Genomic DNA, 22,299 nt, shown 5'->3' with positions numbered 1-22,299 from the left:
CGCTCGGAGAAATCAAACAGTAGCGTTTCACGCTACCAATAATACTCCGGCCCAACTGGCCAGCGCGGGGGACTGGCCGCGTACCGCGCTTGGAGATCGTGGTCGAGTAGCTCGGCCATTTGGCTTTGCCCTCACAGATCCGGGCAGGCGGCTTTCCCGCACCCGGCTCTTCCCGAGGGTAACCCGCGTCATATCCGCGCCTGCGCCCATGTGCGAGTGATGCGTGGAGTTGGCAGGCGGAAGCGTGCCGTCAGGGTCTCGAACTCCGGCCAGCCCATGCGCCGACTTTTCTGGCTACGCCGTCTCAGACAACGCAGCCAGGTCCGACGCACTTCGCGGTAGAAGCCGTTGAGCGCTGGATAATTGTGCGGCCTGCCATAATAGCCATAGTGCCCGCGCAGCACGGCGGCGAACCACTCGTGCTGCGTGGCCAGTGGCGCGTGCATGAGCCGCCAGGCCTCCTGGCGCAACGCCGTCAGCTTGCGCGTCAGGCGTTTCCCTTCCGTCTTGTGCTTCACGATGAACCGGCCATCTCGGGTCCGCCCGCAGTAGTGGGTGAAGCCGAGGAAGGCGAAGGTCTCTGGCCGCCGCTCGCCCCGCCGCTGACGCGAGACGGCCGCGAACCGGCCAAACTCGATCAGCCGCGTCTTGTCCTCATGGAGCGTCAGGCCGAAGCTGGCCAGCCGCGCCTTGAGGGCCAAGAGCATTTCCTGCGCATCTGCCTTGTTCTCGAAGCCCATGACGAAGTCGTCCGCGTAGCGCACGATCACGATACGACCGCGTGCGCGGCGACGACGCCATTTCTGGACCCAGAGATCGAGGATGTAGTGCAGGAAGACGTTGGCAAGGAGCGGGCTGATGCCTGCCCCTTGCGGCGTGCCCCTGTCCGTCTCTTGCTTCTCGCCGCTCTCAAGAACGCCAGCTCGCAGCCACAGCCCGATGAGCCGCAAGATGCGAGGATCGGCGATCCTGTGTGCCAGCATCCGCAATAGCCACTCGTGGTCGACCGAGTCGAAGAAGCTGCGTATGTCGGCATCGAGCACCCAGTTCACATGCTGGCTCATGATCGCCGTATGCAGGGCATCAAGCGCCATGTGAGGATTCCGCCCCGGCCGGAAGCCGTAGGAGAACCCGAGGAAGTCGGCCTCGTAGACGGCGCTCAGCACCTCGGCCACCGCGCTTTGGACAATCTTGTCCTCTAGCGCCGGCACGCCGAGAGGCCGCTTACCGCCATCGGCTTTGGGGATGTAGACGCGCCGCACCGGCTGTGGCCGGTAACGACCGGAGTGGACCCGTCCGCAGAGGTCGCGGAGGTTATCCGTCAGCCTCTCTTCGTACTTCGCCACCGTCACCCCATCGACCCCCGCGCTGGCCTGCCGCTTTTGTCGTCGAAACGCCCGAAGAAGAGCGTCTTCGTCGACATGGTGCAGCAGGGCAGTGAATCGGGTTTGGGCAGCTTGCTTGGCTGCCGCGTTCACCCGCTTGAGGTTCGGCGGCAAGGCAACCCGGCTCTGCGTCCGGACCCTGGCCTCCTCGCGCAGGCTCCCCTCGGGCTGGTCCCTTCCCTCCATCCGTCTCGTTACCTTCGACGACTTCACAGGTAGTATGGACCAGTCCGACTCCCGACCTCAGCTCGGACAACGGCTCTGGCAGTGCCTTGCCGCTGTCCCCCACTGGAGACCAATCCAATGGACCCGGTCGGGCCTCTCATGTTCCGATGATTGCCTTCCATACGTGATGCGGCCATCGACCCCGACGGAGCGACATCGTCTCGCATAACGACGATGCTCATGCAGCCTTCGTGACTAGGGAACACACTCGGCCTCCGCGAACATCCACCTTTCGAGGCTCATTCCCGCACCCCGCATGGCTCCTGTCTACACTTCAGACCCCGCGTTGCCGCGACGCCCGCAAGACTCGGTCCCGGCTTGCCTGCTACAGCTTTGGCCGGATGGGACTTGCACCCACAAGCAATCATCAGCTTGGCATGACGTACTCCCTGAGCGTGGTGTAACTGGCGGTGGGACACCGCGTTCGCCGGCAAAAGCCGGACTGGTCAGCTGGCGATAGCCGGGAGGCTGACGGTTGGATCATCGCTCGACGGCGCGATGGTTTCCAGCGTCATGTAACGGGCGCGCTGGACGGCCCATTCATCATTCTGTTCGAGCAGGATCGCGCCGATGAGGCGGACGATAGCGTCCTCATTGGGGAAGATGCCGACGACCTCGGTCCGGCGCTTGATCTCGCCGTTGAGGCGCTCGATCGGGTTGGTCGAGTGCAGCTTGGTGCGGTGCTGCGGCGGGAACGTCATGTAGGCCAGCACATCGGTCTCGGCCTCGTCGAGGAAGCCGGCGAGCTTGGGTAGCTTGGGGCGGAGCTGATCGGCGACCTTCCGCCATTGCGCTCGTGCGGCCTCGGCATCGTCCTGGGCAAACGCAGTGGCGATGAAGGCGGAGACGACACGCCGTCCACTTTTGCCGGCATGGGCCAGCGCGTTGCGCATGAAGTGCACGCGGCAACGCTGCCAACTGGCGTTGAGCACCTTGGCGACGGTCGCCTTGATGCCCTCGTGGGCGTCGGAGACGACCAGCTTGACGCCGCGCAGGCCGCGGCGGGCGAGCTTGCGCAGGAACGCCGTCCAGAATGTCTCGGCCTCCGAGGGACCAATGTCCATGCCGAGAACTTCGCGCCGGCCATCGCTGTTGACGCCGACCGCGACGATCACCGCGACCGACACGATGCGCCCCTGCTGGCGCACCTTCACGTAGGTGGCGTCGATCCACAGATAGGGCCAATCGCCCTCGATCGGGCGAGCGAGGAACGCCTTCACCTTGTCATCGATCTCCGCGCACAGCCGCGAGACCTGGCTCTTGGAGATGCCGCTCATGCCCATCGCCTGCACCAGATCGTCGACGGAGCGGGTCGAGACGCCCTGCACATAAGCTTCCTGCACCACGGCGGTGAGCGCCTTCTCGGCCATCCGGCGCGGCTCCAGAAAGCCGGGGAAGTAGGAGCCTTTGCGCAGCTTGGGAATGCGCAGCTCGACCGTGCCGGCGCGGGTCTCCCAGGTCCGGTCGCGGTAGCCGTTGCGCTGCGCCAGACGCTCGGGGTTCTTCTCGCCGTAGGCGGCCCCGGTCTGGCCTTCCACTTCCAGCTCCATCAGGCGCTGGGCAGCAAAGCCGATCATCTCGCGCAGCAGATCCGCATCGGGGGTCTTCTCCACGAGCGTGCGGAGGTTCATCATCTCATCGGTCATCGGTGGTTCCTCGAATCAGGTTGGTGTCAGCAACCCGACCCTACCGGCGAACTGCCGGTGACCACCGCAAAGCCGCCCGCCCGCTACGGCGCCATGGGAGGGCGCGCGTGCGGACGGCTTTGCTCTACCGAGCTACACCATCACCGGGGACACGACCCGCTTGGAAACATGAGAGTTCAGCCCAACCCTGTATCGTCTCTGAAGTTCGCCGCACTTATCCGCGGGTTGGAACGACCCTTGCCCACTATTCATTCTAGGTTTCCGCCTGGCCAGGTCAGCTTTTGCGAAGCTAACATGGTAGCGATAGAACGAGGTAGCCATGCCCGCCGACCGCAGAATGGATCGATACAACGCGATCAGCCTAACCGATGGCCGCGCTCAGCTCTTCCGTTGGCGCGCAATTTGGCTGAACGAGGTGCTCGTCGGCACCTCGAGCAGTTGCTCAAGCTGCCGAAACCACGGATCGTTTGCTCAGAGAGCTTCGATCTGCGCGCGAACGCAGTTTACGAGCGGTGAGCAAACCCATAGCGGCCAGCCCAGATGATCTTAAGCGGGATGGTTCAATCACCTTGTGGCTGCATTCGGCAGCACTGAGATTTCAAGGTGAAGGACCCCAAAAGAGGCGGATGAAGGATACGAGCGCATCCTGGGCGCCTAGGTCGAGTGTCATCAACGCGAGCCCGCGGCTGGATCGACTTGGAATGTTCTTACGATGACCGCAGACTGCGTGAGGGCGTCCTTGGCGAGTTCATCTGAAGCGTTCAAGTGAGAGCCTTGCTCCCCCCATCCGACGACTGGCTGAACCGCCGATCTTCCAATCCCTGATATCGAATCTAGATCGGCGGCCCTCATGAGTTACCTGAGCAGCAAGTTCGTGCAACTTGATCCTCGCCCGACGAAACGACCGTCAGAAACACTCTGATCGTTCCTGACGATCGAAAGGATCCGTATCCGTGCGAAGGTGTCCGCGCGATTAAAGGATCAAGTCTTTGAAGCGCCCCCTGCTCTGTGCTCTTCGTTACCAGATGAACTTTGCGCCATCCGGCAGTTCGCAGATGAATTCGCCCTGGTTCACGAGTTCGGTGGTCCCGACGACAAGTTTCGAGGCTCGCACCGTCAGCTTGCCCTCGCGGCTAAGGCTATGGCGGATGTACTCGGTCACGGCATGTCCGGAGCTGTCGACCGTTTGATGAGCATTGGCGAAGCTGATGCCGTTCTGGACGGTTACCCTGAATGCATTGATGAGCAGGCCGGCTTGCGTCGCCGACGCAGGCTTGCCACCCTCCGCTGTGGTACAGCGGCTCATGTCCAGTATGAGCTTTACATTCTTCCCCGCCTGGAGGGCACTGAGCACCTCGGTGTATTTCGGCGAGGGCTCGTCGGCTCTCGCCGGCGCGCTCACGCTCGCGGCCGAAAGCAAGGACAACAGGATCGTTAGTGCTCGGCCAGTAAACTTCATATGCTCTTCTCCCTCGATAAGTACCGCAAATTGCGCTTTTAAAGACGTCGTGCTCGCAAGCCCTTTGTCTGATTCCAGACACAACGCGCGCTCGCGCCTGTACAAAAGCAGCCTGTCGCAACGAGGCGCAAGTCGCTGTGATGGCTATTCCGACATCACAACCTCGTAGGTCAGGTTTGCTGAAGTGGCTTAGCTTCGCGCGCGTCGACTACAACGATTTGATCCAGCGTCGTCCTCCGCTTGGAAACAACAAAACGGAAGCCGGTTGCGCTTGTCCATCGCAGTCCTAACGGGCGCGAGAATGCAGTTCTCACATCTGCATAAGGAGACGATCTACGAAAGACATTCGGCCAGCCGCAAGCGCCAGTCCGTCCGTCTTGCTGTGCAAGGACCGTCTCCCTGGATGAAGCGTCCGCATGAGGTAGTGGAGCGAACCTGGCGCGGCGGTCCGAAAAAGCTCACTCAGCGGCGCCGATCTCGGCTGATCGAACACCAATGCCGGAGGGCACAAGGCAGCACGGTATCGTGGTACGTCGCCTCCCGCGGCTTCCGTGCAGCTGACCGTTCGCCTCGTTGACTGACTCTATTCGACCCTTTCCAAAGCTAAATGACCTCCTTCCTGGTCGGTCAGCTTCTCGAAAGCTGCACCTGCAACAACTACGCCGACCGCCTGCACTTCGAAGGGAGAGAGAGATGAATGTTGATACAGGAAATGCCGCAGACACTCCCTTTGAGGTTCACAACCCGCTACAGGAGCCGCAACGGGTCCACGGGCCACAAGACGAGCTTAACACCCAGATCAGCGCATCGGCGCACAGTTCAGACGATCAAGCAAGCTTCGAGCAGCACTTGAATGACTTGAATCTAGACGACGTAGACTCGGTCTATTCAACCTCGGCTTCACCCCCCTTAGCGGCAAATTCCGCTACCGCCCGCTCCTCGTCTGCGCCAGGCGGCGCGGCCTCGGAAACCAGTCGCTATCCAGCCCCATCATTTGTCGGCGCGCGCGCCCAGCTTGCGGCAACGCTAATGGGCGCCACGCTCCAAGAGCTCAAGAACGAGATCGCCCTCGCCGAAAACCAGTCAGCGCGATGGGCGCCAGCGGGGGACAACGGTGTCGACCGGGATCGCATTTTCGAAAATATAGCGGCATCGACATATCTCAAGCTGCATCGTTTCCAGAACCAGGACAGCGATTGCAAACCGCGCACGGAAGCCACCACATCTGCAATATCACACGTCCGTAACACGGCGCGCGATCATTCTTCCATTGGAGATCCTCTGGAGCGATATCCCCTGGACCTGGCACGCCAGGCTGGATGGCATATGCGCGGTAAGACCGCTTCTCCATTCGTGTCGTTGGTCGAAGACCCTTCGAAACTCAGCGTCTCCCGAGACCACTGGGCGAGAGCGATCGCAAACAATGCCGACAAGCTGCATACCTACGTCGTCCCGAAGTCTGCGGTCTGGACGCCCGACGACGTACTGAGCAGTATTGGCCTTGCAATGAATGTGGAGGATAGCGACAACATCGATGCGGATGTGGATTTGATGTGTTCGCTTGGCAGAACGCCAACTAGTGAGACAGAGCGCTTGTTCCTGGGCGGCAATTTGGAAAGCTATCGAGTCGCCAGTGAAGACAACCCCTTCAAGCGGAGGACTGGAGAGTAACGATTAGCCAACTGGCGACTGCGCCATGCTCGTAGGTCCCTTAATGCTGACTAGATGACCACCCGAAGGAAGGGTCATCCCAGGCGAGCCCGCTTCACGGACAACGATAATGGCTTGGCCACAGGCGCTGAGACCTATCCCTTGACCGGGCGAGGGACGAAGGGGCGCCCACATCCCAAGAGGTACCCGACAGTGTGGCGGAGGACACACTCGCGCCATTGTTTGTTCTTCCCCGGCCTCATTCGAGTGCTGCGGCCTCCTCGCTCGATCCAGCCGCCGCCGACACGTTCGGAAGAAAGTTCAGATGACGTGAGCCACTAAGGCCGCGCATCGATCGTTTCCGCAGCTCGACCTGCCATCGATGGTGCGATCAATCGCAAGAGCTCGAACGCGAGCGCATCAAAGATCAAGTCAATAGAGTCTCGCTCGCGCGGCAAGCCGTGCCCTCGCACAATGGTCTATCTGCTACCTGGATGCGTTCCATCAAAAGAATCGATTTTGCCGATCTTGCCTAAAAGCTCCATAGTCGCTCGTGATGTATGGAGGCAGCATTCAAGAATGTCGTTTCGCAATTCTTCCAGTCCCTTGTCAGTCAAATCAGCTTGCGAGCTCCGGCGCCTGCATCCCATAGGTTAGCTCCTGCGCCTCACATAGAAGCATCACGGGGCGCCACTGTCTCCCTGCTGAGTTCGCACGCACGAAGTCGACCGCACGACCACGACGTCACACCTAAAGGGCCAGCAAAGACGACGGCCCTCACACACTGTCATCGCCTTTGGCTCAAGCTACGCTTTTGGACCGACGAAATGCTCATGACCTTGAGGAGAGGGACGCGCGCGACGCGCAGCTCGATAGTTTGGTTAGGACGTGTCGTCATTGCTAAAGACTCGTCGAGTTCGAGAGCACCGCTACGGACCAGCGGTCAAAAGCACTTGAACCTCACCTAGCGTCAGATTGTAGGATTTCTGACAGTCGCGACACCGCCCCCCGCTCGCGTGAACTCTTCCTGACAGGTAGCAAGAATTGCGAACGTCTCAAAAGAACAATGCTCCGCTGCGCCGCCCAATCATGCTGCTGGATAGCTCCTCTCCAGGGCCAGCGTCCCACACCGCCTATGTGGAGATCGAAGGACGCAGCGCCGATCCTATCCCAAGCGAATCAAGATGCGCCGTGCGAGAAGAACGCTGGCGGCCGCTATCTCGGCCTTGCGGGGCACACTCCAACTCCGAAATCGAGATCCGATCATTTTGGGGCTGTGCACTCCGTGAGGCGAAGTTGTTCTGGTGTAGGCACCGGGATCTATGCGCAATGGCAAAACTGTGGAGCTCGGTTCTGCAATCGCTCGCAGCTTTCGCTGGGCTGCGACGTATGCGGGGACCTCGGGCGCGTCACAACTTCAGCACGGTTGACACCTTGCGTGCGAACAATTGCGCGCGAGAGGGTGCTCTTCCGGCCGCGAGGGGCAGATCGTTTCGGCGTGCATCTCGGCCTGTGAAGCCAGTGGCCAGATGCCTCGCGTGATGTGTCCTTGAATACCGGAAAGACTTGCACTGTCGTGACTTCACGACACGACAGGCTCGACAGCCCAGCAAGACTGGCCGCAGACCAAGACGAATTGGGGAGTTTCCATGTCAGTTTCGCTCATCTGTTCAGCCACAAATCCGATCGTCTCCCGCGCTTTGGTTTCGGTTGCGCGGCTCGGCGCTATTCTTTCTGCGGGGGCCGGGTCAGTGCGTGCAAGGACGGGCGTGATCGGCCCACGGACGCGTCAGCGGGCTGCCGCGGCTGTCAGCCTCTTAAACAAAAACAGATCTGGCATGAGGGGCATGTTGAGCAGCGCCGACGCCGTAAGCAGGCCGCAGCGGTCCGTGGTCCATCCGACGACAATCGACCCGCAGGTATTGATCGCCAGCCAACATGCTCCGCCCTCTCGTTTCGGGCTGTCCAAACTCACACCGGTCCAGCCTCCTCTCAGTTACATCGAGCCCATGCTCAATCGTGACGCGCTCAGGTCTGCGTGGATGGACGAGAGGCAATGAAATGCGAATTCTCCTGGTTGATCATCATGCGGACTTTGCCCGCCACGTGAAGGAAGTGCTGTTAGGTTGCGGCTTCGCCGTCGACGTAACACGCACGCTGGATGAGGCGGCGGCCGCGCTCGATTGCGCGAACTACCACATGGTCCTGCTCGAATCGGCTTTGCCCGATGGAGACGGATTGGACTGGCTGAAGCAGTTGCGGCGCGAGGGACGGTCAATGCCCACCATGATGATGAGTAGTCTCAATGATCTCGGCCGGCGGATTGCGATTTTCAATGCGGGCGCGGATGATTTTCTGCCTAAGCCCGTCTCTACCGACGAACTCATTGCTCGGATGCGAGCGATTTTGCGACGGTCAACGCAAATGACGGCGCCGGTGGTGACATTCGGGAATCTGCATTTCGATCCAATCGCGCGGCAAGTCTCGGTCGGTGGCCGAATCCTCAGAATTGCGCGCCGGGAAGTGTGCATTCTTGAACATCTGCTCAACCGCGCGGGGCGTACCGTGCCGCGCGCATCGCTCGAAGATAGCTTGTATGCATTTGACGACGAGGTCTCGACCAATGCGCTGGAAGTCGGGATCTATCGATTGCGCACGCATTTGAGCCAGGCGGGCGCAACGCTCAGGATCAAGACCGCGCGCGGTGTCGGTTACACCCTTGAACTCATTGGCGCAGCCTCGGCTGCCTAGCCGATCGAACTTGAAAGCGACACTCCCTTGAACATCGTTAACAATGCCCCCGGCGCTGATGAGCCGTCCATGGTGGCAGGCCGCTCGCACTATGCCGCTTTTCGCCGCCTCTGGTACGCCCTGTGCGCAGTCGCTCTGTTATTTCCGTTTGCTGCCACAGCTCAGACAAAGCGAGATGGCAAAGCAGAACAGCCACGCGCGGCGTCTGGCAGCACCACCGGCACGCTCAGCCTTACTTCCTCACAGGGCAAGACAGTTCATCTGACCGGACCGGCTGCGAGCATTTTTGTCGCCGACCCGGCGATTGCGGACTATCAGGCGCCCTCAAACACCACGATCTTCGTCTTTGGCAAAAAGGCGGGACGGACCAGCCTGTTCGCCCTGAACGACAAGGGAGAGGCTCTGGCTGAGCTGCGTATTGTCGTTACCCAACCGATCCAGGATCTGCGGGCCGCGCTGAGGGCTGAGGTCGGCGACTATCCGATACAGGTCAGCTATACTCCCCGGGGCGCAATTCTTAGCGGGACCGCGCCCACTGCCGATGTCGTCGAGAACGCCAGGAAGGTCACTGAGCAGTTTCTTGGGGCGGGCGCGCTGGTTGCCAACAAGATCCAGGTGGCTGGCTCGTTGCAGGTGAATCTCAGCGTACGGGTGGCAGAAGTCTCCCGCAGCGCGGTCAAGGATCTCAACATCAACTTCACCGCCTCCGGCCCAAACGGCGCTTTCCTTATTACCGGAAAAGGGGGCGGGTCCGGCGCGGCCGGCGGCGGCGGCACGATCGGAATCGGGTTTAGCGCCGGCAATACCAATCTCAGCGCTGTTCTCGACGCTCTCGCGAGCGAGCACCTCGCCTCTATCTTGGCTGAGCCGAATCTGACGGCGATGTCCGGCGAAGCCGCAAGCTTTCTCGCCGGCGGGGAATTTCCGATTCCGGTCATGCAGGACAATCGACAGGTTTCCGTGCAATTCCGGCAGTTCGGCGTCAGCCTGGAATTCGTCCCAACTGTGCTGAACAACAATCAGATCAATATACGTGTGAAGCCCGAAGTCAGTGAACTGTCGAGCGAAGGCGAAGTCAAAATCAATGGCATGGCGGTCCCTGCACTCTCAACGCGGCGCGCGAGCACCGTTGTGGAGCTTGCCAGCGGTCAGAGCTTTGCAATCGGCGGCCTCATCAGGCGCAACTTCAACACTGATATCGGCGAGTTTCCCTGGCTCGGCGATGTGCCGATCCTCGGTGCGCTGTTTCGCTCTTCATCGTTTCAAAAACGTGAAACCGAGCTGGTCATTATTGTCACGCCGTACATCGTGCGGCCGGCATCGAACCCGAACAAGATGAGTGCACCGAGCGATCGCATCTCACCGCCCTCAGACGCGGGGCGCATTTTGACGAACACGGTGGCCCGGCCGCCGCGAGACCGCGATGCTCCTCGCACCAGCACACCAGGATTGACCGGCAGTGCCGGCTTTATCATCGAATGAGGACCCTCATATGACCTTGCGACATTTGTGTCACTTGATCGCTATAGGAGCAACATTGGGTGGCTGTGCAAATAGTGCCTCGATCCATCTCGGGCCGGCTGAACAAGCAATACAGGTAGAGCAGAAGAAACGTATCTTGTTCCTGCGGAGCCTGCGTGGCTCCGAAAAGCGTCAACTGCGGAGCTTTATCGCGAACGCCAGTGGCGGCCGGCGGGATGCGCTCCATGTGGATGTCACCGGCTCACCCAGGCTCCTTGCCCAAGTGGCGCACGAGGCCCGCGCCATGGGCGTTGCACCTTATAACATCCGCCTGTCCGCTTCTCCCGTCGATTTACCGCCCCGTTCCGGCGTGAGGATCGAGGCGATCACCTTTGATGCCCATCCTCCGATCTGTCCGTCGCTTTTGATCGTCGGACCAGCCGTGAACGACAATTCGTTCGAACCCACGCTTGGTTGCTCGACCAAAAACAATCTGGCAGTTATGGTAAACGATCCGCTCGACTTGCTGGATAATCGGTCTGTCATCACAAGTAATGGCGATCGCGCCGCCATTCCCCTGGCCAACTACGGTACCTTCGCCCCGCGTAACAAGAGCAACAGAGAAGATGGAGCAGGTACGGCAGCCCCGAACGCGGCGGGAACGACAGAACCGAATGTGCAGCCGCTCCGATAGCGGTTTTTGGCGAATGTCGGAAATCACAATAGCTGCTGCCATGTGGCTAGCAAGGAGAGGCGGCTCGATCGTGACACACAAACCCGCGCTCTGTTTCGGGAGCGGTGACGATCAAGCGCAACGTGCTGCACAGCTCTCGAACGGATGGCGGATCTTGTTCACCCGCACCAATGGATCTCGTCCAGAAATTCCACGTGGCGTGCGCGTGCTCAACAAGGCCGCCATCACGACCCTGAGCGCTTCGACGGTGAAACCGTGACCGGACGTGCCTAAGCGAGATCGACGGCGAAGACCGAGCCTACGATCTATGGGGCGTCTCCAAGAGGGCAACTTAGGCTTGGCGACCACGTCGGTCGTTTGGCTCCGCGCCGTTATGGCTATGGAGCACCCATTTGTGGCTCCAGTTCAGTAACGCGCTCGGCAGCTGGTCTGCATCATCGTCCGTCTTATCCGATCGATGCAATGCCCTCTTGCGCGAGCGCCACAGTTGCCGCGCGCTGGACGCTATGTAGGAGGCACATCGGATTAAGCCAAACAATAACATGGTTTGTCCTGGGTGTCTGAATGCACGCGGCTTCACAGGCTAGCGTTGCCTCTCAATGGCAACGACCGAGCCATCAGCAGTCAAAACGCGCTCGGCTGCTGGCTTCATGGATCAATGGCCCTCGGCAATCCCGCCCTAATCTGCCACCCAGCATGTCGGAGCGTGTGTGTTGAAAGTGAACATGACCACAAGGTGGTATACGAATGGCTTCGTTTCGCTTCTATTCTCGCAGCAGGCGACCACCAACCAGAGCTTGCGAGCTTTATTGAAAGCGCGCGTTCCTGGGAATGCTGGTCAGGAACGCGCAAGAGTGCCCTCAATTCTGGTGCCGCCCATACCGATATCTCGTTGGTTCAAGGAGCGAGCGCCCCGTCGCCGCCTCAGCCCGACCTCCGAGTAATCGAAAGCCCCCGGATGACCCGGTCCTCACGATCATACCGCCGTGAAGGGACCGAGATCTGAAGCGCTGTGGCGCATCACACCACCATTTCAGCTCAACACTTCAGTTGAAGACGCTGTTTTTTCTTCCGGCGCTTTCTTTTGCCTGCTCGAGCGATGCTACAGCGCACGCCGGCCATCATTCACATGTCATTCTACCTTTCCGCCGGCCACGTCAGATTTTGGAAAGCTAACGTGAGTAGCGAAATGGCGAAAAAGCGATGCCAGCGGACTGACCATGGACCGATTCAACACGATCAACCCAGCCGATAGAGAGTCCACTGCGTCAGATGCCAGCGTGGAACAGCCGCAACAGCCGCATGTTGCGTTTGAGCAGCACCTGGCAGGCGCGCGAGAGGCGGGTCCCGTATATCCTCACGCGGCATTGTATGATGTCACTGACGAAGACGATCGCCTCATCCAGGCGGCATCGGCCGCTGCTCTCGATCGAGGGCCACCGCCGAGTAAAACCACCGTCGAAATTTATGATCGTCGGCTTCGCAAATTCGCCGACGCACTGAAGAAGTCTGGCAAATCAATCTCTGGGCTGGATGACGACACGTTAGCCGGTTACGCTAAGAAGCTGCTGCCAGGCGATAAGGTCATTGCCCCAGCATTGTCAATGGTCAGTCAGTACCGCGAGCCTGACGCCGACGCTGGCCCCATCTCAACACATTATCGTCCTTCCAGGGAAGATGAGAGGGTCATCAGGAAGGCCGCCAACGCAGGTTTTGGTCGACGGATTGGCAAGAGAACGGCCGAGAGCTATGCGAGCCATCTGCGGAAATTGGCGGTAGCGCTCCGCCCCTTGTCCATGGCCGAGCTCAGTGATGATAGACTGCTTGGCCACGCGGACAGGTTGTTTCCAAAGGACAAGACGCTCATCGCCGCCTTGAACGGCCTCCGCGATTATCGCGCGACTACCCTGCAGAACAATTTAGGCGGGGAAGGAGGCAGCTCGCGTCAGGTCATTCAGCCGTCCGCGCCCTCGCCCATGCCCCCGGCCGATGGGCAGCCGATGGGGAGCGGCGCGGATGGGGGCGGCTCATTGCCGCCCGGGTTCGATGTTCCGCAGGTCAGGCATGCAATGGGTTTAGCGGCCCATTCTCCTATACAAAGTGTCGCCCAGGACGAGCTTTTCGATGCGGCGGATCGCGAGGTCCTCTTGCCGGCGACAACACATGCACCGGTGCCTTGGCCAACGACGAGTTCAATCGCCCCCTCGCCGGTGCAAAGTGTCGCTCAGGAAGGGCTTTTCGATGCAGCGGATCGCGAGAACCTCTTGCCAGCGTCGACCTTCGATGCACCGGTGCCTTGGCCAACGATGAGTCCAACCATCCCCTCCCCGGTGCAAGGTATCGCTCAGGAAGAGCTCTTCGATGCCGCGGATCGCGAGAACCTCTTGCCCACCCCAACCTTCGATGCACCGGCGCCTTGGCCAATGATGAATCTAACAATCCCCTCGCCGGTGCAAAGTGTCTCTCAGGAAGAGCTTTTCGATGCCGCGGATCGCGAGAACCTCTTGTTGGCCCCACCCTTCAATGCACCGGTGCCTTGGCCAACGATGAGTCTAACCATCCCCTCGCCGGTTCAAAGTGTCGCTCAGGAAGAGCTTTTCGATGCCGCGGATCGCGAGAACCTCTTGCCGGCGCCGGCCTTCGATGCACCGGTGCCTTGGCCAACGCTCAGTCCAATAATCCCCTCGCCGGTGCAAAGTGTCTCTCAGGAAGAGCTTTTCGATGCCGCGACTTGGCAGCCGAGCTCGCGGCAGCCGAATTCCGCCTCTGAAGACCACCCTGGACGGATGATGAACCAAGGCGCTGCGGCCCAGACCATGCTTGAGCAGACGGTCGCGGCAGCCGGCGACGCCTTTGATGCGTCTTTGAGCGTTCCCGAGGATTTCTCGCACGGCACCCAGGCCGCGCCCAATATGATGCACACGCTTCGCCGCTGGGGCCTCCTGCCGGATGCAGCACAGCGGATAAAGACCTACGATATTCGCGGTGAACGCTATATCGCCGTCTTGGGACCGGGAGGGCTCAATGATGTTCGGCTCGTCCATCTGCGGTCGCCCGCTGTCGGCGATACGTTTGATGTTTCGTTCGCCGTTCCCGAGAATTTTTCCCATCACACCCAGCTGGCCCCCGACATGATGCTGTCCACGTTGGGGGATTGGGACTTCTTGCCTGTTGCGAAACATCCAATCATGAACTACGAAATCGGCGGCGAACGCTACACGGCCATCTTGGGACCGGAAGGCCCCAAGGACGTTCAGCTCATTCATCACCCTCGGCCCGGTTTGCCGGGTGAAGCTACGCCTGCGGCACCGAGGACTTCCTCAGATATTTACGGCGGTCTTGCGCCCGGCTTTGATTGGCTGGCACCTTTCGAATCGCGTGAGGACCCTCCCTCGGCACTGGCACCAAGCCTTTCCCTGCCGTCTGCCGCACCGGCATCAGGTCATCAACCCTTCCCCCAAGTGCCTGAACTGGGAGAGTTGTTGGGCGAGGACTGGACGCACGGCCCCCAAGAGGCTTCGCCTGCCGTGATCGACATATTGCAGATCCTTGGCCTTCTGCCGAGTCGCGACGTCCCAATGACCGTGTTTTTGATCCACGGTCAGCGCTACACGGCCGAAAGCCTAGCGGGAGGCGGCGTTCTTCTGTTCCATCGGCCATAATTTGGCTGAACGAGCGGCTCGTCGGCACCACAGGCCCGTTGAGAGCGTGCTCCAGATGGGAGCCGTCCTAGTTCATGATCAGCAGTACCGCGTCATCCGAGTGGCACCCCCTGTAGCTACGGTACAAGTCGACGTCCTCGAGGGTGCAGGCGCGGAAAGCACTCGAAATCGGCGAACAAGTTGTTGCGCTTGGCGCCGCAGCTGATCCAGTGATCCGGTCGGCGAGCCCGTGGCCCAGAGGCTATCTGGGCGAGCCTATCGGCCCGTCGCGCAAGATCCCAGCGTCCATTGGGCGCACTCTGCAGATCGCAGCGTCAGGACAGGATGATCTAGACTAGCCCCGCCGCATAGAGTGCTTTTGCGACCGACTCGAAATATTGCGAGGGAACGGGGTTGCCGAGCTTTGCTTTGCCGAGCAGCTGACGCGTCAGGACATCGTCATCCACAATGTTGAGGCGCAGCGCGCGCGCCTCACCAAGCAGCTGTGAAGCAGCTTCGCCCTCGCCACGGCAGACCAAGACCGGCACGCCGGTCTCGCCGCGAACATAGCGCAGCCCAATCAACGTTGCCGATCCCCGCAATATCAACGTGGCTCGACTGACGCCGACCGGAGCCTCGTTGGCCGACTCTTGCCGCAGACGCCGGTGCTCACGCTTCACCTGCGGATTGCCCTGCTGTTCCTTGTTCTCCCGCTTGGCCTCCGTTTCAGTCATGCGCATGTCCTGCATAAATAGCCAGCGCTGGATTAGGAGGTCAGCCAATCCGCCGACCAGAAAAGCTCCAGCGGCAATCCCAGTCAGCAATTTAACCTCGGTGACAACGAAGCCAAAACAGCTCATCCCGCAGACTGGCAGGTACACCAGCGCTTTCCAGCTGGCGGTCACCGTGAGAAAGAAAGTCGCACTAAGCAAAACCACTTTAGCCAGTGTCTTGCCAAGCTCGATGGCCGAACGTTTCGAGGCGATGCGTTTCAAGCCTTTGATTGGATCCAGTTTCTCGAGCTTCGGCTTGAGCGGCTCCGAAGCAAACATAAAGCCGCCATTGGCCAGGACATTGGCGAGAAGAGCTGCTGTGACGGCAGCAGCGAGCAACGGAGCGACGGTGGCAATCGAAAGTTCTAGCAAGCCGCTGAGCGCTTGTGGCACTGCGTTTGTGAACGGCTGCTCCTGCAGTTTATCGACCAGTTGGACCGTCTCTTGCCACTTGTCCTTGATCGCACCCGCTCGCCACCACAGACAGCCGAAACCGGCACAGGCGCTGACGCCGCTCACCAGATCCGAGCTGCGGGCGCTCTGCCCCTTCTTGCGGGCATCACGCAGCTTCTTGGGCGTCGGAGGAAGCTTTTTCTCCTCACTTGTAGAGCTCATTTCAACAGCTTCTTCAGATACTCAAGCATGTTGTTCGAGGTCAGGATTTCAGCTCCGGCGTATTCAAGCAGATAGACGGCGTAGCTAACCATGATGACCCCGAATGCAAGATTCTTGATCATTGGGGAGAGATCGTTCAGCTTGAGCTGAGATGCAAAACGGCCGAGTATCATGACCGAGACATCGACCAGCAGCAGCAGGGCCAGCACCGGCCCGGCAACTAACAAGGTCGTCATCATGATGCGATCGAGAAGGGCCAGACATTCCATTGCACCCTGCGCTGTCACGGCAGGCAGAAACTGATAGACAGGCCACACTAGGTAGCTGCCATAAAGGCCGCTCACCATGGTCTGCAGCCCGCCGACCAGTACGAAGATCGTAACTGCCGTAACGCCGAGAAAAAGCCCGGTCCCGGACGCTTGGCTGTGCGTCGCGGGATCCTCCCCCGCAACTTGGCTCGAAATTCCTCGTTGAGTATCGATGATGTCGCCGACTGCCTGTATGCTCCATAGTGGAATACTGAGCAGGATGCCGAGCATAAGACCGACGAACACCTCCTTCAGGCCAAGCATGGTAACGCTGACTAGGCGCGTGTTCGGGTCCAGGGTCTGCAGACCGAGCTTGATCTGAGCGAGGCACGGTAGGCCGATCGCAATCGTAAGGCTTCCCCGAACCAGACCGCTGATGCGCGGCCGGGTGAAGACCGGAAGCACCAGCATGATGCCGAGGGCGCGGGCCGCACTCAGGCCGGTTGCGGCGACGAGCTCGATCGTGCCCTGAACGAGAGCTTGCGCCTCCGCGGGTGACAGGCCAGCCATCCAAGCTCTGCTAATATCTTGCGGTGAGTGCTGGAAACTCGCTGAAGATGTGCTCGGCCTGGTCGATCAGAGGAGCGCTGAGCACGGGAGAAAACCCGGCGAGCACGGCTACAACAACCAGAAGCTTGACTGTCAGTGGCAAGGTTTGATCCTGGAGCTGAGTTGCCGCCTGGATGAGGCCAATGATCAGTCCAGAGATGAGAGCTGCGAGCAGCGGCGGCAGAACCCAGATCATGAAGAGCACGAGCGATTGACTCAGGTGCGTAAGGATACTGGCTTCGTTCATGGTCAACCTCCTGGGGTCGTGTAGCTTAATACCAGCCCGTGCATGAGACGTGACCAGCCGTCGATCGTGACGAACAAAAAGAGCTTGAAGGGGACAGATATCACCGTGGGGGATACCATCGACATACCCATGGCCATCAAAATCGTCGTTACAATGAGATCGATCGTGATGAAGGGAAGATAGAGAAGAAAACCGATTTCGAATCCACGCTTGAGTTCGGAGATCAAAAACGACGGCACGAGAATCGCAAAATCATCTGCCGTGACGCTGCCGCGCATGTCCTCCGACCAGACGTGTTCCGTTGAGGACAGGAAGAAGCGGCGTTGCTCTTCATTAGTGAATTTCTTCAGATGAGCTCGGAGCGGCTCCTGTCCCTCCTTGGCGGCCGTCACCCAGTCATCGAAACTTTGGTAGCGAAGTTGCGGATCGGTAAAGCGGTTATAGGTCTGCTCGAAGACCGGAGCGCTGATGAAGACGGTCAGGATCAGTGCCGCTCCGTAGAGGACGATGTTCGGCGGTATCGATTGAGTCCCCAGCGCATTGCGCACGAGGAAGAGAACAACGGAGACCTTGATAAAGGCGGTCGTTGTCACGACAGCAAAGGCCAGCAGGCCAAGGCCGACGGTAATCGCAAGAAGCGCAAGGATGCTGGGTTGAACCTCAGTCATTAAGCGCCAACCTGCCGCGCAGCCTGACGGCCAGCTCGTCCCCGATCCGCACGATGTCGCCCTGGCCGATACGTTGGCCGTTGGCAAGGATATCAACCGGCCCATCCAGAGGCCGGCCAAGTTCGAACACGTGGCCTTCGTTGAGGGTTCGCAAGGTTCCCAAGGGCATCGGCCAGCGGCCACATTCGAATATGAGTGTGATCTCGATGCTGTCGATATCCGCCTCTGACGGAGGCTGCTGTTGCACCTGGTTTTGGGGCATTATATCTTCACTCGTTAGGGGGTGGGATCGCAAGCGGAATGGTCCTCGCAGCACCAGCTTGTCGCCGCCAATCTCTGCAGGGGCCCACAATCGGTCTGCAGCGAGAATGATCTGTCCTCGCGCGAGTGGAATTACGTCCGGGAGCAGCGCGTCGCCTTGCTCTGCTCGGCGAAGAACGCCGATCGCGACGCGAAGCGAACCGACTTGGCCTGCAACGATGACCGGGAGTTCGGAAGGCAGCTTGGCCGTCTGTCGCGGTGATCGGCCGAGCAGCTCGCCGAGGGCGGTGAAGGCCGGCGGAACGGGACCGTCAAGCGGCGAGAATAGAAGCAGCCGCGCCTTGCTGGCGAGCTCACCAAAGGCGACGTCAAATTCAAGATAAGGCCTCGTATTCGGCGCTTCCTCGGTGCGAACAAGCTGCAGATTGCGCTGCGTCATTCTTTCCAGCGGAGCCAGCAAGGGTTCCAGCGCAAGTTCCAGGACCAGCGAACGCGTCGGCTCAGAAGGTAAGGTAAGGCCATCCTGCAAGGTCCCAATCAGCGCTTCCGCAAGCGCAACTGGCAAGGACAGGATCAGGGTTTCACCATTTACTTCGAAGACGCAATCAAGCATCGACGTCGCAGCCGGCTCCGCCTGCCAGACGGTTCGGCTCACGCGCACAGATAGCGGCTTCTCGCCGAGGAGGGTTTGCAGAGGCGCACGCAACGCTGCGATCTCGTTAAGCCACGAGGTCACGGCGTGCGAGAGGATCAGCGTCGGCGTGAAGGCTGCGCGTTCAGCCGGCCGATATGGCGCGGATGCGGCTTCCGCGTCGCAGGCCCCTAGCTCGCGCGGGAGAGGATCTGCAATCATGTTGGCTCACCTCCCGTCTGCCCTGATCGGCCTCGCCGGTAGCGGAGCAAGACTTCATCATCGGCTTCGATTTCGGCGGCAGCCTCGAAATGTGCATTCGTGATGCGCCGAACGTCGTGATCGATCTCACGCCATTTCTGGCTCGCCGCTGAACGCTTGGTCCAAACGGCTCGGGCCTCAAGAGCCGCAGCCTCAGCTTGCTCTTGGGCAGCACGGGCCTTGTCAAGAACGCACTGCGCCGCTGTGATCTCGTCTGTGAGTCGCCCGATGATGAGATGATAGCGTCGCTGCAGTTCGCATACAGATATCGCATCGGCCGCTAGCATCTCCCGATAGAGCTCCGCCTCGACCTTTGCGCGGCGCTCTTCGGCATGTGCAAGATGCTCGCACGCTTGTTGGACAGCTTGAATCGCGAGGTGGCGCTTGGCTTCCATGTTGGACAATTCACGAAGGGCGCTTCGTTCCCGCATGTCCTTTACCAGCCGCAGCTTTGAGGCGTGAACGGGACTTAGGCCGTCAGACGCGATATCCATGCGACCGTCTCCTCAAAGCTGCACGCCTCACCCTGCCCCTGGCGCAAAAAGGCCCGCAGCTGCTCGATCGAGGCGATTGCTCGATCGGTCAACGGATCAGAACCTTGCTTGTATTCACCGACCTTGATCAAGAACTCGGCCTCAGCGTAGCGTGAGAGCAGATCACGGAAGAAGGATGCGGCCTTGCGATGCGGCACCGACACGATCGCATCCATGACACGGCTGCGGCTAGACAGCACATCGATAGCCGGAAAATGCTCTCGAGAGGCCAGCGCGCGGGACAGAATAATGTGGCCATCAAGGATGCCGCGTGATTCTTCCGCTATTGGATCGCCCGTGCCATCACCCTCGACAAGCACCGTATAGAAGGCCGTAATGGAGCCATGCTCGCCCATGCCGGCGCGCTCCAACAAGCCCGGCAACAGCGCAAAAACGGAGGGCGGAAATCCGCGCCGGGTCGGCGGCTCTCCTGCGGCGAGGCCGATTTCACGCATGGCGCGGCTAAAGCGCGTCAAAGAATCCATCATCAAAACGACGCGAAGGCCCTGATCACGAAAATATTCCGCCAGTGCTGTCGCCATGTGGGCGCATTGGGCCCGCTCCATCGCCGAACGGTCGGAGGTCTCCACCACAACGACGGAACGGTGAAGGGCTTCGCCAAGATGACGTTCGATGAATTCACGCACCTCTCGACCGCGCTCACCGATCAGCGCAACGATGGTGACGTCGGCCGCCGCGCCTCTTACGATTTGCGACATCAGCGTCGACTTGCCGCAACCCGCATCACCATAGATTCCGATCCGCTGACCTTCTCCACATGTCAGAAGGCCATCCAGGACACGAACGCCTAGCGGGAACGGCTGTTCAATTCCGCGCCGTTTCATCGGATTGGGCGCCCTGCCGCGCAGCGGTCTGGCTTCGCCGGCTTTTATCGGGCCCTTGCCGTCGAGCGGTCGGCCAAAACTGTCGATGACGCGGCCGAGCAAACCGGGGCCGACAGCCACTTCCTGCATTCGCCCGGTCGTCACCACCTCCGCACGATTGGACAGCCCCACCATGTCCCCGATGGGCGTGAGTAACACCCCGTCCGGCAACAGGCCGATCACCTCCGCCTCGAGCGACCATCCGCTACGAGGATCCTGCAATAGGCATAGCTCTCCGACCCGGGCCTCCGGCAAGACGGCGTGCAGCAGCGTGCCCACCGCCCGCGTGATCCGGCCGCGGACGGCGCGTGTATCGATGTGCCTGGCGGAAGATCTCAAGGACGAGAGTGCGGCCTCTACACTTCCTTCTGCGGCCTCGGCATCATGGGTCGCTCGTTGCCCGGTCACGATTCAGCTTCCTCTGACAAGCCAAACCCGAGACGCAGCGCGCGCAGCTGCGCGGCAAGTCCAAGATCGACATTGCCAAACTCGCTCCACAAGACACATTGGTCCGCACTCAGCGCCGGATCCGCCTCAATCCTGACCTTCGGCCGGCCCTCAAGTCCGTCATAGTCCTTGAACTCACTGGCTAGCAGGTCGGCCTTCAGTGGGGAGACGTGGAGGCAAACCTCCGTGTTCTTATATCTTTGCTCGATGGCATGACGAACGCCGTGGACCAGCAGCTCACCGGGGTCAAACGCGCCAAGCAGATCGCGAACGATCTCGAAGACCAGTTGCGGCAATTCCCGCTCCAGAGCCGCCTTGCGCTGGGCCAGTTCACAAGTCGCCTGCGCAATCAGCCGCGCCATTTCCTCTGCGCCAGCCTTTGCACCCTCGGCGCGGCCCCGCGCCCGTTCCCGCTCATAAGCCTGGCGTGCCCACCCGCGAACCCGCTGCAGATGCCGCTCGGCAGCGGCTCGCGCCCGTACGGCATCGTGCCAGATCTCAAGCTGCGCAGCTGGGATCAGCGGTCCAAGTGGCCGAATCTGCGGGGCCGCGGGTGATGCGGGATCATCGGCCGTCATGCTCCGGCAGCCTCTGCACGCAAATGCGCCATGACGAGGGAAAGCAGCGGGCCTGCTGCGCTACGGTGTTCAGCAGTTGGACTCTCGGCGGCCGTCCCAACAGGCAAGCGTAGAAGCACGCGGATACGACCAAGCGATGAAGTCTCTTCGAGCCAGGCGCCGAGACAAGCGTGCCCGTCATATTCGATCTGTCGCGACAATTGCTCTGGATCGACGATCGGGGTCGTTGCGACGGCACTGGATAAATGCCGGACTGCGAAAGCATGCGCTTCGGCACCGATCAACTCCACCAATATCGGCAGATCGTGCCTGGAAACCAGCTTGAGGATAGAGCGTGCATGCCAGATGCTGCCCGCGAGCAGCGCAGCCCGCCGCGGCTCATGCCCCAGGAGAGCATCTTCGTTCCAATCGGCGCAGCTCACCTCGACCTTGCCGCCCAGCAGCAGTTCGGCGAGCCTTGGCTGCAGCCTGGAACTCTGCTGTAGCCGAGCCAACGTGGAAGGCGAAAGCAGCGGGTCAAGAAGCCCAGCAAAACGACCGGGATCGACCGAGGCAGCAAGCTCGCGCAGCCGATCGGCTGGGAGCGTGAACGAACGATTGGGTTTTGTGGATGACATTGATGCCGACATGAG

The 22,299-nt window shown here is 60.3% G+C and carries 17 protein-coding genes; 5 read left to right on the top strand and 12 right to left on the bottom strand.

Translation table 11 applies throughout. The features are described 5' to 3' along the window. Positions 1-188: 188 nt before the first annotated feature. The 3 genes from ltrA to N2604_RS06290 form a co-directional block, all read right to left on the bottom strand. The gene (gene ltrA / locus N2604_RS06300) at positions 189-1,571 is read right to left on the bottom strand and encodes a group II intron reverse transcriptase/maturase (RefSeq protein WP_245454658.1); all 1,383 of its coding nucleotides are present in this window, start codon (positions 1,569-1,571) and stop codon (positions 189-191) included. A gap of 485 nt (positions 1,572-2,056) precedes the next feature. Beyond that, on the bottom strand, positions 2,057-3,256 hold the full coding sequence (locus tag N2604_RS06295) for an IS256 family transposase (protein WP_124163631.1): 1,200 nt from the start codon (positions 3,254-3,256) through the stop codon (positions 2,057-2,059). A gap of 1,018 nt (positions 3,257-4,274) precedes the next feature. Continuing rightward, entirely contained in the window at positions 4,275-4,715 is a 441-nt protein-coding gene (locus N2604_RS06290; protein WP_036032015.1) for a VirK family protein, read from the bottom strand. Positions 4,716-5,408: 693 nt separating this feature from the next. On the opposite strand from N2604_RS06290, the gene N2604_RS06285 reads away from it, so the two are divergent. From N2604_RS06285 to N2604_RS06265, 5 genes are all read left to right on the top strand, one after another. Further along, on the top strand, positions 5,409-6,386 hold the full coding sequence (locus N2604_RS06285) for a hypothetical protein (RefSeq protein WP_245333762.1): 978 nt from the start codon (positions 5,409-5,411) through the stop codon (positions 6,384-6,386). 2,040 nt (positions 6,387-8,426) lie between these two features. After that, positions 8,427-9,116 carry a response regulator transcription factor gene (locus N2604_RS06280; protein ID WP_036032010.1) on the top strand — a complete coding sequence of 230 codons (690 nt, stop codon included), beginning with the start codon at positions 8,427-8,429 and terminating at the stop codon, positions 9,114-9,116. Positions 9,117-9,143: 27 nt separating this feature from the next. Then, positions 9,144-10,598, top strand: coding sequence for a type II and III secretion system protein family protein (locus N2604_RS06275; RefSeq protein ID WP_036032008.1), 1,455 nt, complete (start codon positions 9,144-9,146; stop codon positions 10,596-10,598). 10 nt (positions 10,599-10,608) lie between these two features. Further along, the gene (locus N2604_RS06270; protein WP_036032006.1) at positions 10,609-11,271 is read left to right on the top strand and encodes a CpaD family pilus assembly lipoprotein; all 663 of its coding nucleotides are present in this window, start codon (positions 10,609-10,611) and stop codon (positions 11,269-11,271) included. Positions 11,272-12,491: 1,220 nt separating this feature from the next. Further along, entirely contained in the window at positions 12,492-14,933 is a 2,442-nt protein-coding gene (locus tag N2604_RS06265; RefSeq protein ID WP_124163630.1) for a hypothetical protein, read from the top strand. A gap of 329 nt (positions 14,934-15,262) precedes the next feature. On the opposite strand, the gene N2604_RS06260 is transcribed toward N2604_RS06265, so the two are convergent. Genes N2604_RS06260 through N2604_RS06220 form a run of 9 tightly spaced genes read right to left on the bottom strand, consistent with a single transcriptional unit; the run spans position 15,263 to position 22,296 of the window. Continuing rightward, positions 15,263-16,300 carry an EscU/YscU/HrcU family type III secretion system export apparatus switch protein gene (locus N2604_RS06260; RefSeq protein WP_158669806.1) on the bottom strand — a complete coding sequence of 346 codons (1,038 nt, stop codon included), beginning with the start codon at positions 16,298-16,300 and terminating at the stop codon, positions 15,263-15,265. After that, on the bottom strand, positions 16,297-17,118 hold the full coding sequence (gene sctT, locus N2604_RS06255; protein ID WP_036014821.1) for a type III secretion system export apparatus subunit SctT: 822 nt from the start codon (positions 17,116-17,118) through the stop codon (positions 16,297-16,299). Before sctT ends, N2604_RS06260 begins: the two co-directional genes overlap by 4 nt. A 10-nt stretch (positions 17,119-17,128) precedes the next feature. Next, complete coding sequence (locus tag N2604_RS06250) at positions 17,129-17,404, bottom strand: EscS/YscS/HrcS family type III secretion system export apparatus protein (protein WP_036014823.1); 276 nt, start codon at positions 17,402-17,404, stop codon at positions 17,129-17,131. A gap of 2 nt (positions 17,405-17,406) precedes the next feature. Beyond that, positions 17,407-18,072 (bottom strand): type III secretion system export apparatus subunit SctR, encoded by a 666-nt coding sequence (sctR, locus tag N2604_RS06245; RefSeq protein WP_124163629.1) that lies wholly within the window; start codon positions 18,070-18,072, stop codon positions 17,407-17,409. Continuing rightward, positions 18,065-19,186 (bottom strand): type III secretion system cytoplasmic ring protein SctQ, encoded by a 1,122-nt coding sequence (gene sctQ, locus N2604_RS06240; RefSeq protein WP_158669807.1) that lies wholly within the window; start codon positions 19,184-19,186, stop codon positions 18,065-18,067. Before sctQ ends, sctR begins: the two co-directional genes overlap by 8 nt. Further along, positions 19,183-19,719 (bottom strand): hypothetical protein, encoded by a 537-nt coding sequence (locus N2604_RS06235; RefSeq protein ID WP_124163627.1) that lies wholly within the window; start codon positions 19,717-19,719, stop codon positions 19,183-19,185. Before N2604_RS06235 ends, sctQ begins: the two co-directional genes overlap by 4 nt. Beyond that, positions 19,695-21,050, bottom strand: a complete 1,356-nt coding sequence (gene sctN, locus N2604_RS06230) for a type III secretion system ATPase SctN (protein ID WP_036014832.1) — start codon at positions 21,048-21,050, stop codon at positions 19,695-19,697. Before sctN ends, N2604_RS06235 begins: the two co-directional genes overlap by 25 nt. After that, the gene (sctL, locus tag N2604_RS06225) at positions 21,047-21,667 is read right to left on the bottom strand and encodes a type III secretion system stator protein SctL (RefSeq protein ID WP_036031175.1); all 621 of its coding nucleotides are present in this window, start codon (positions 21,665-21,667) and stop codon (positions 21,047-21,049) included. The genes sctN and sctL overlap by 4 nt, the downstream gene beginning before the upstream one ends. Then, a complete protein-coding gene (locus tag N2604_RS06220) occupies positions 21,664-22,296 on the bottom strand; it encodes a nodulation protein NolU (RefSeq protein WP_124163626.1) in 633 nt (210 codons plus the stop codon). The genes sctL and N2604_RS06220 overlap by 4 nt, the downstream gene beginning before the upstream one ends. Positions 22,297-22,299: the final 3 nt, after the last annotated feature.

This window comes from Bradyrhizobium sp. CB1015 (genome assembly GCF_025200925.1).
Lineage (GTDB): Bacteria > Pseudomonadota > Alphaproteobacteria > Rhizobiales > Xanthobacteraceae > Bradyrhizobium.
This window is presented reverse-complemented; position numbering and strand designations above follow the sequence as displayed.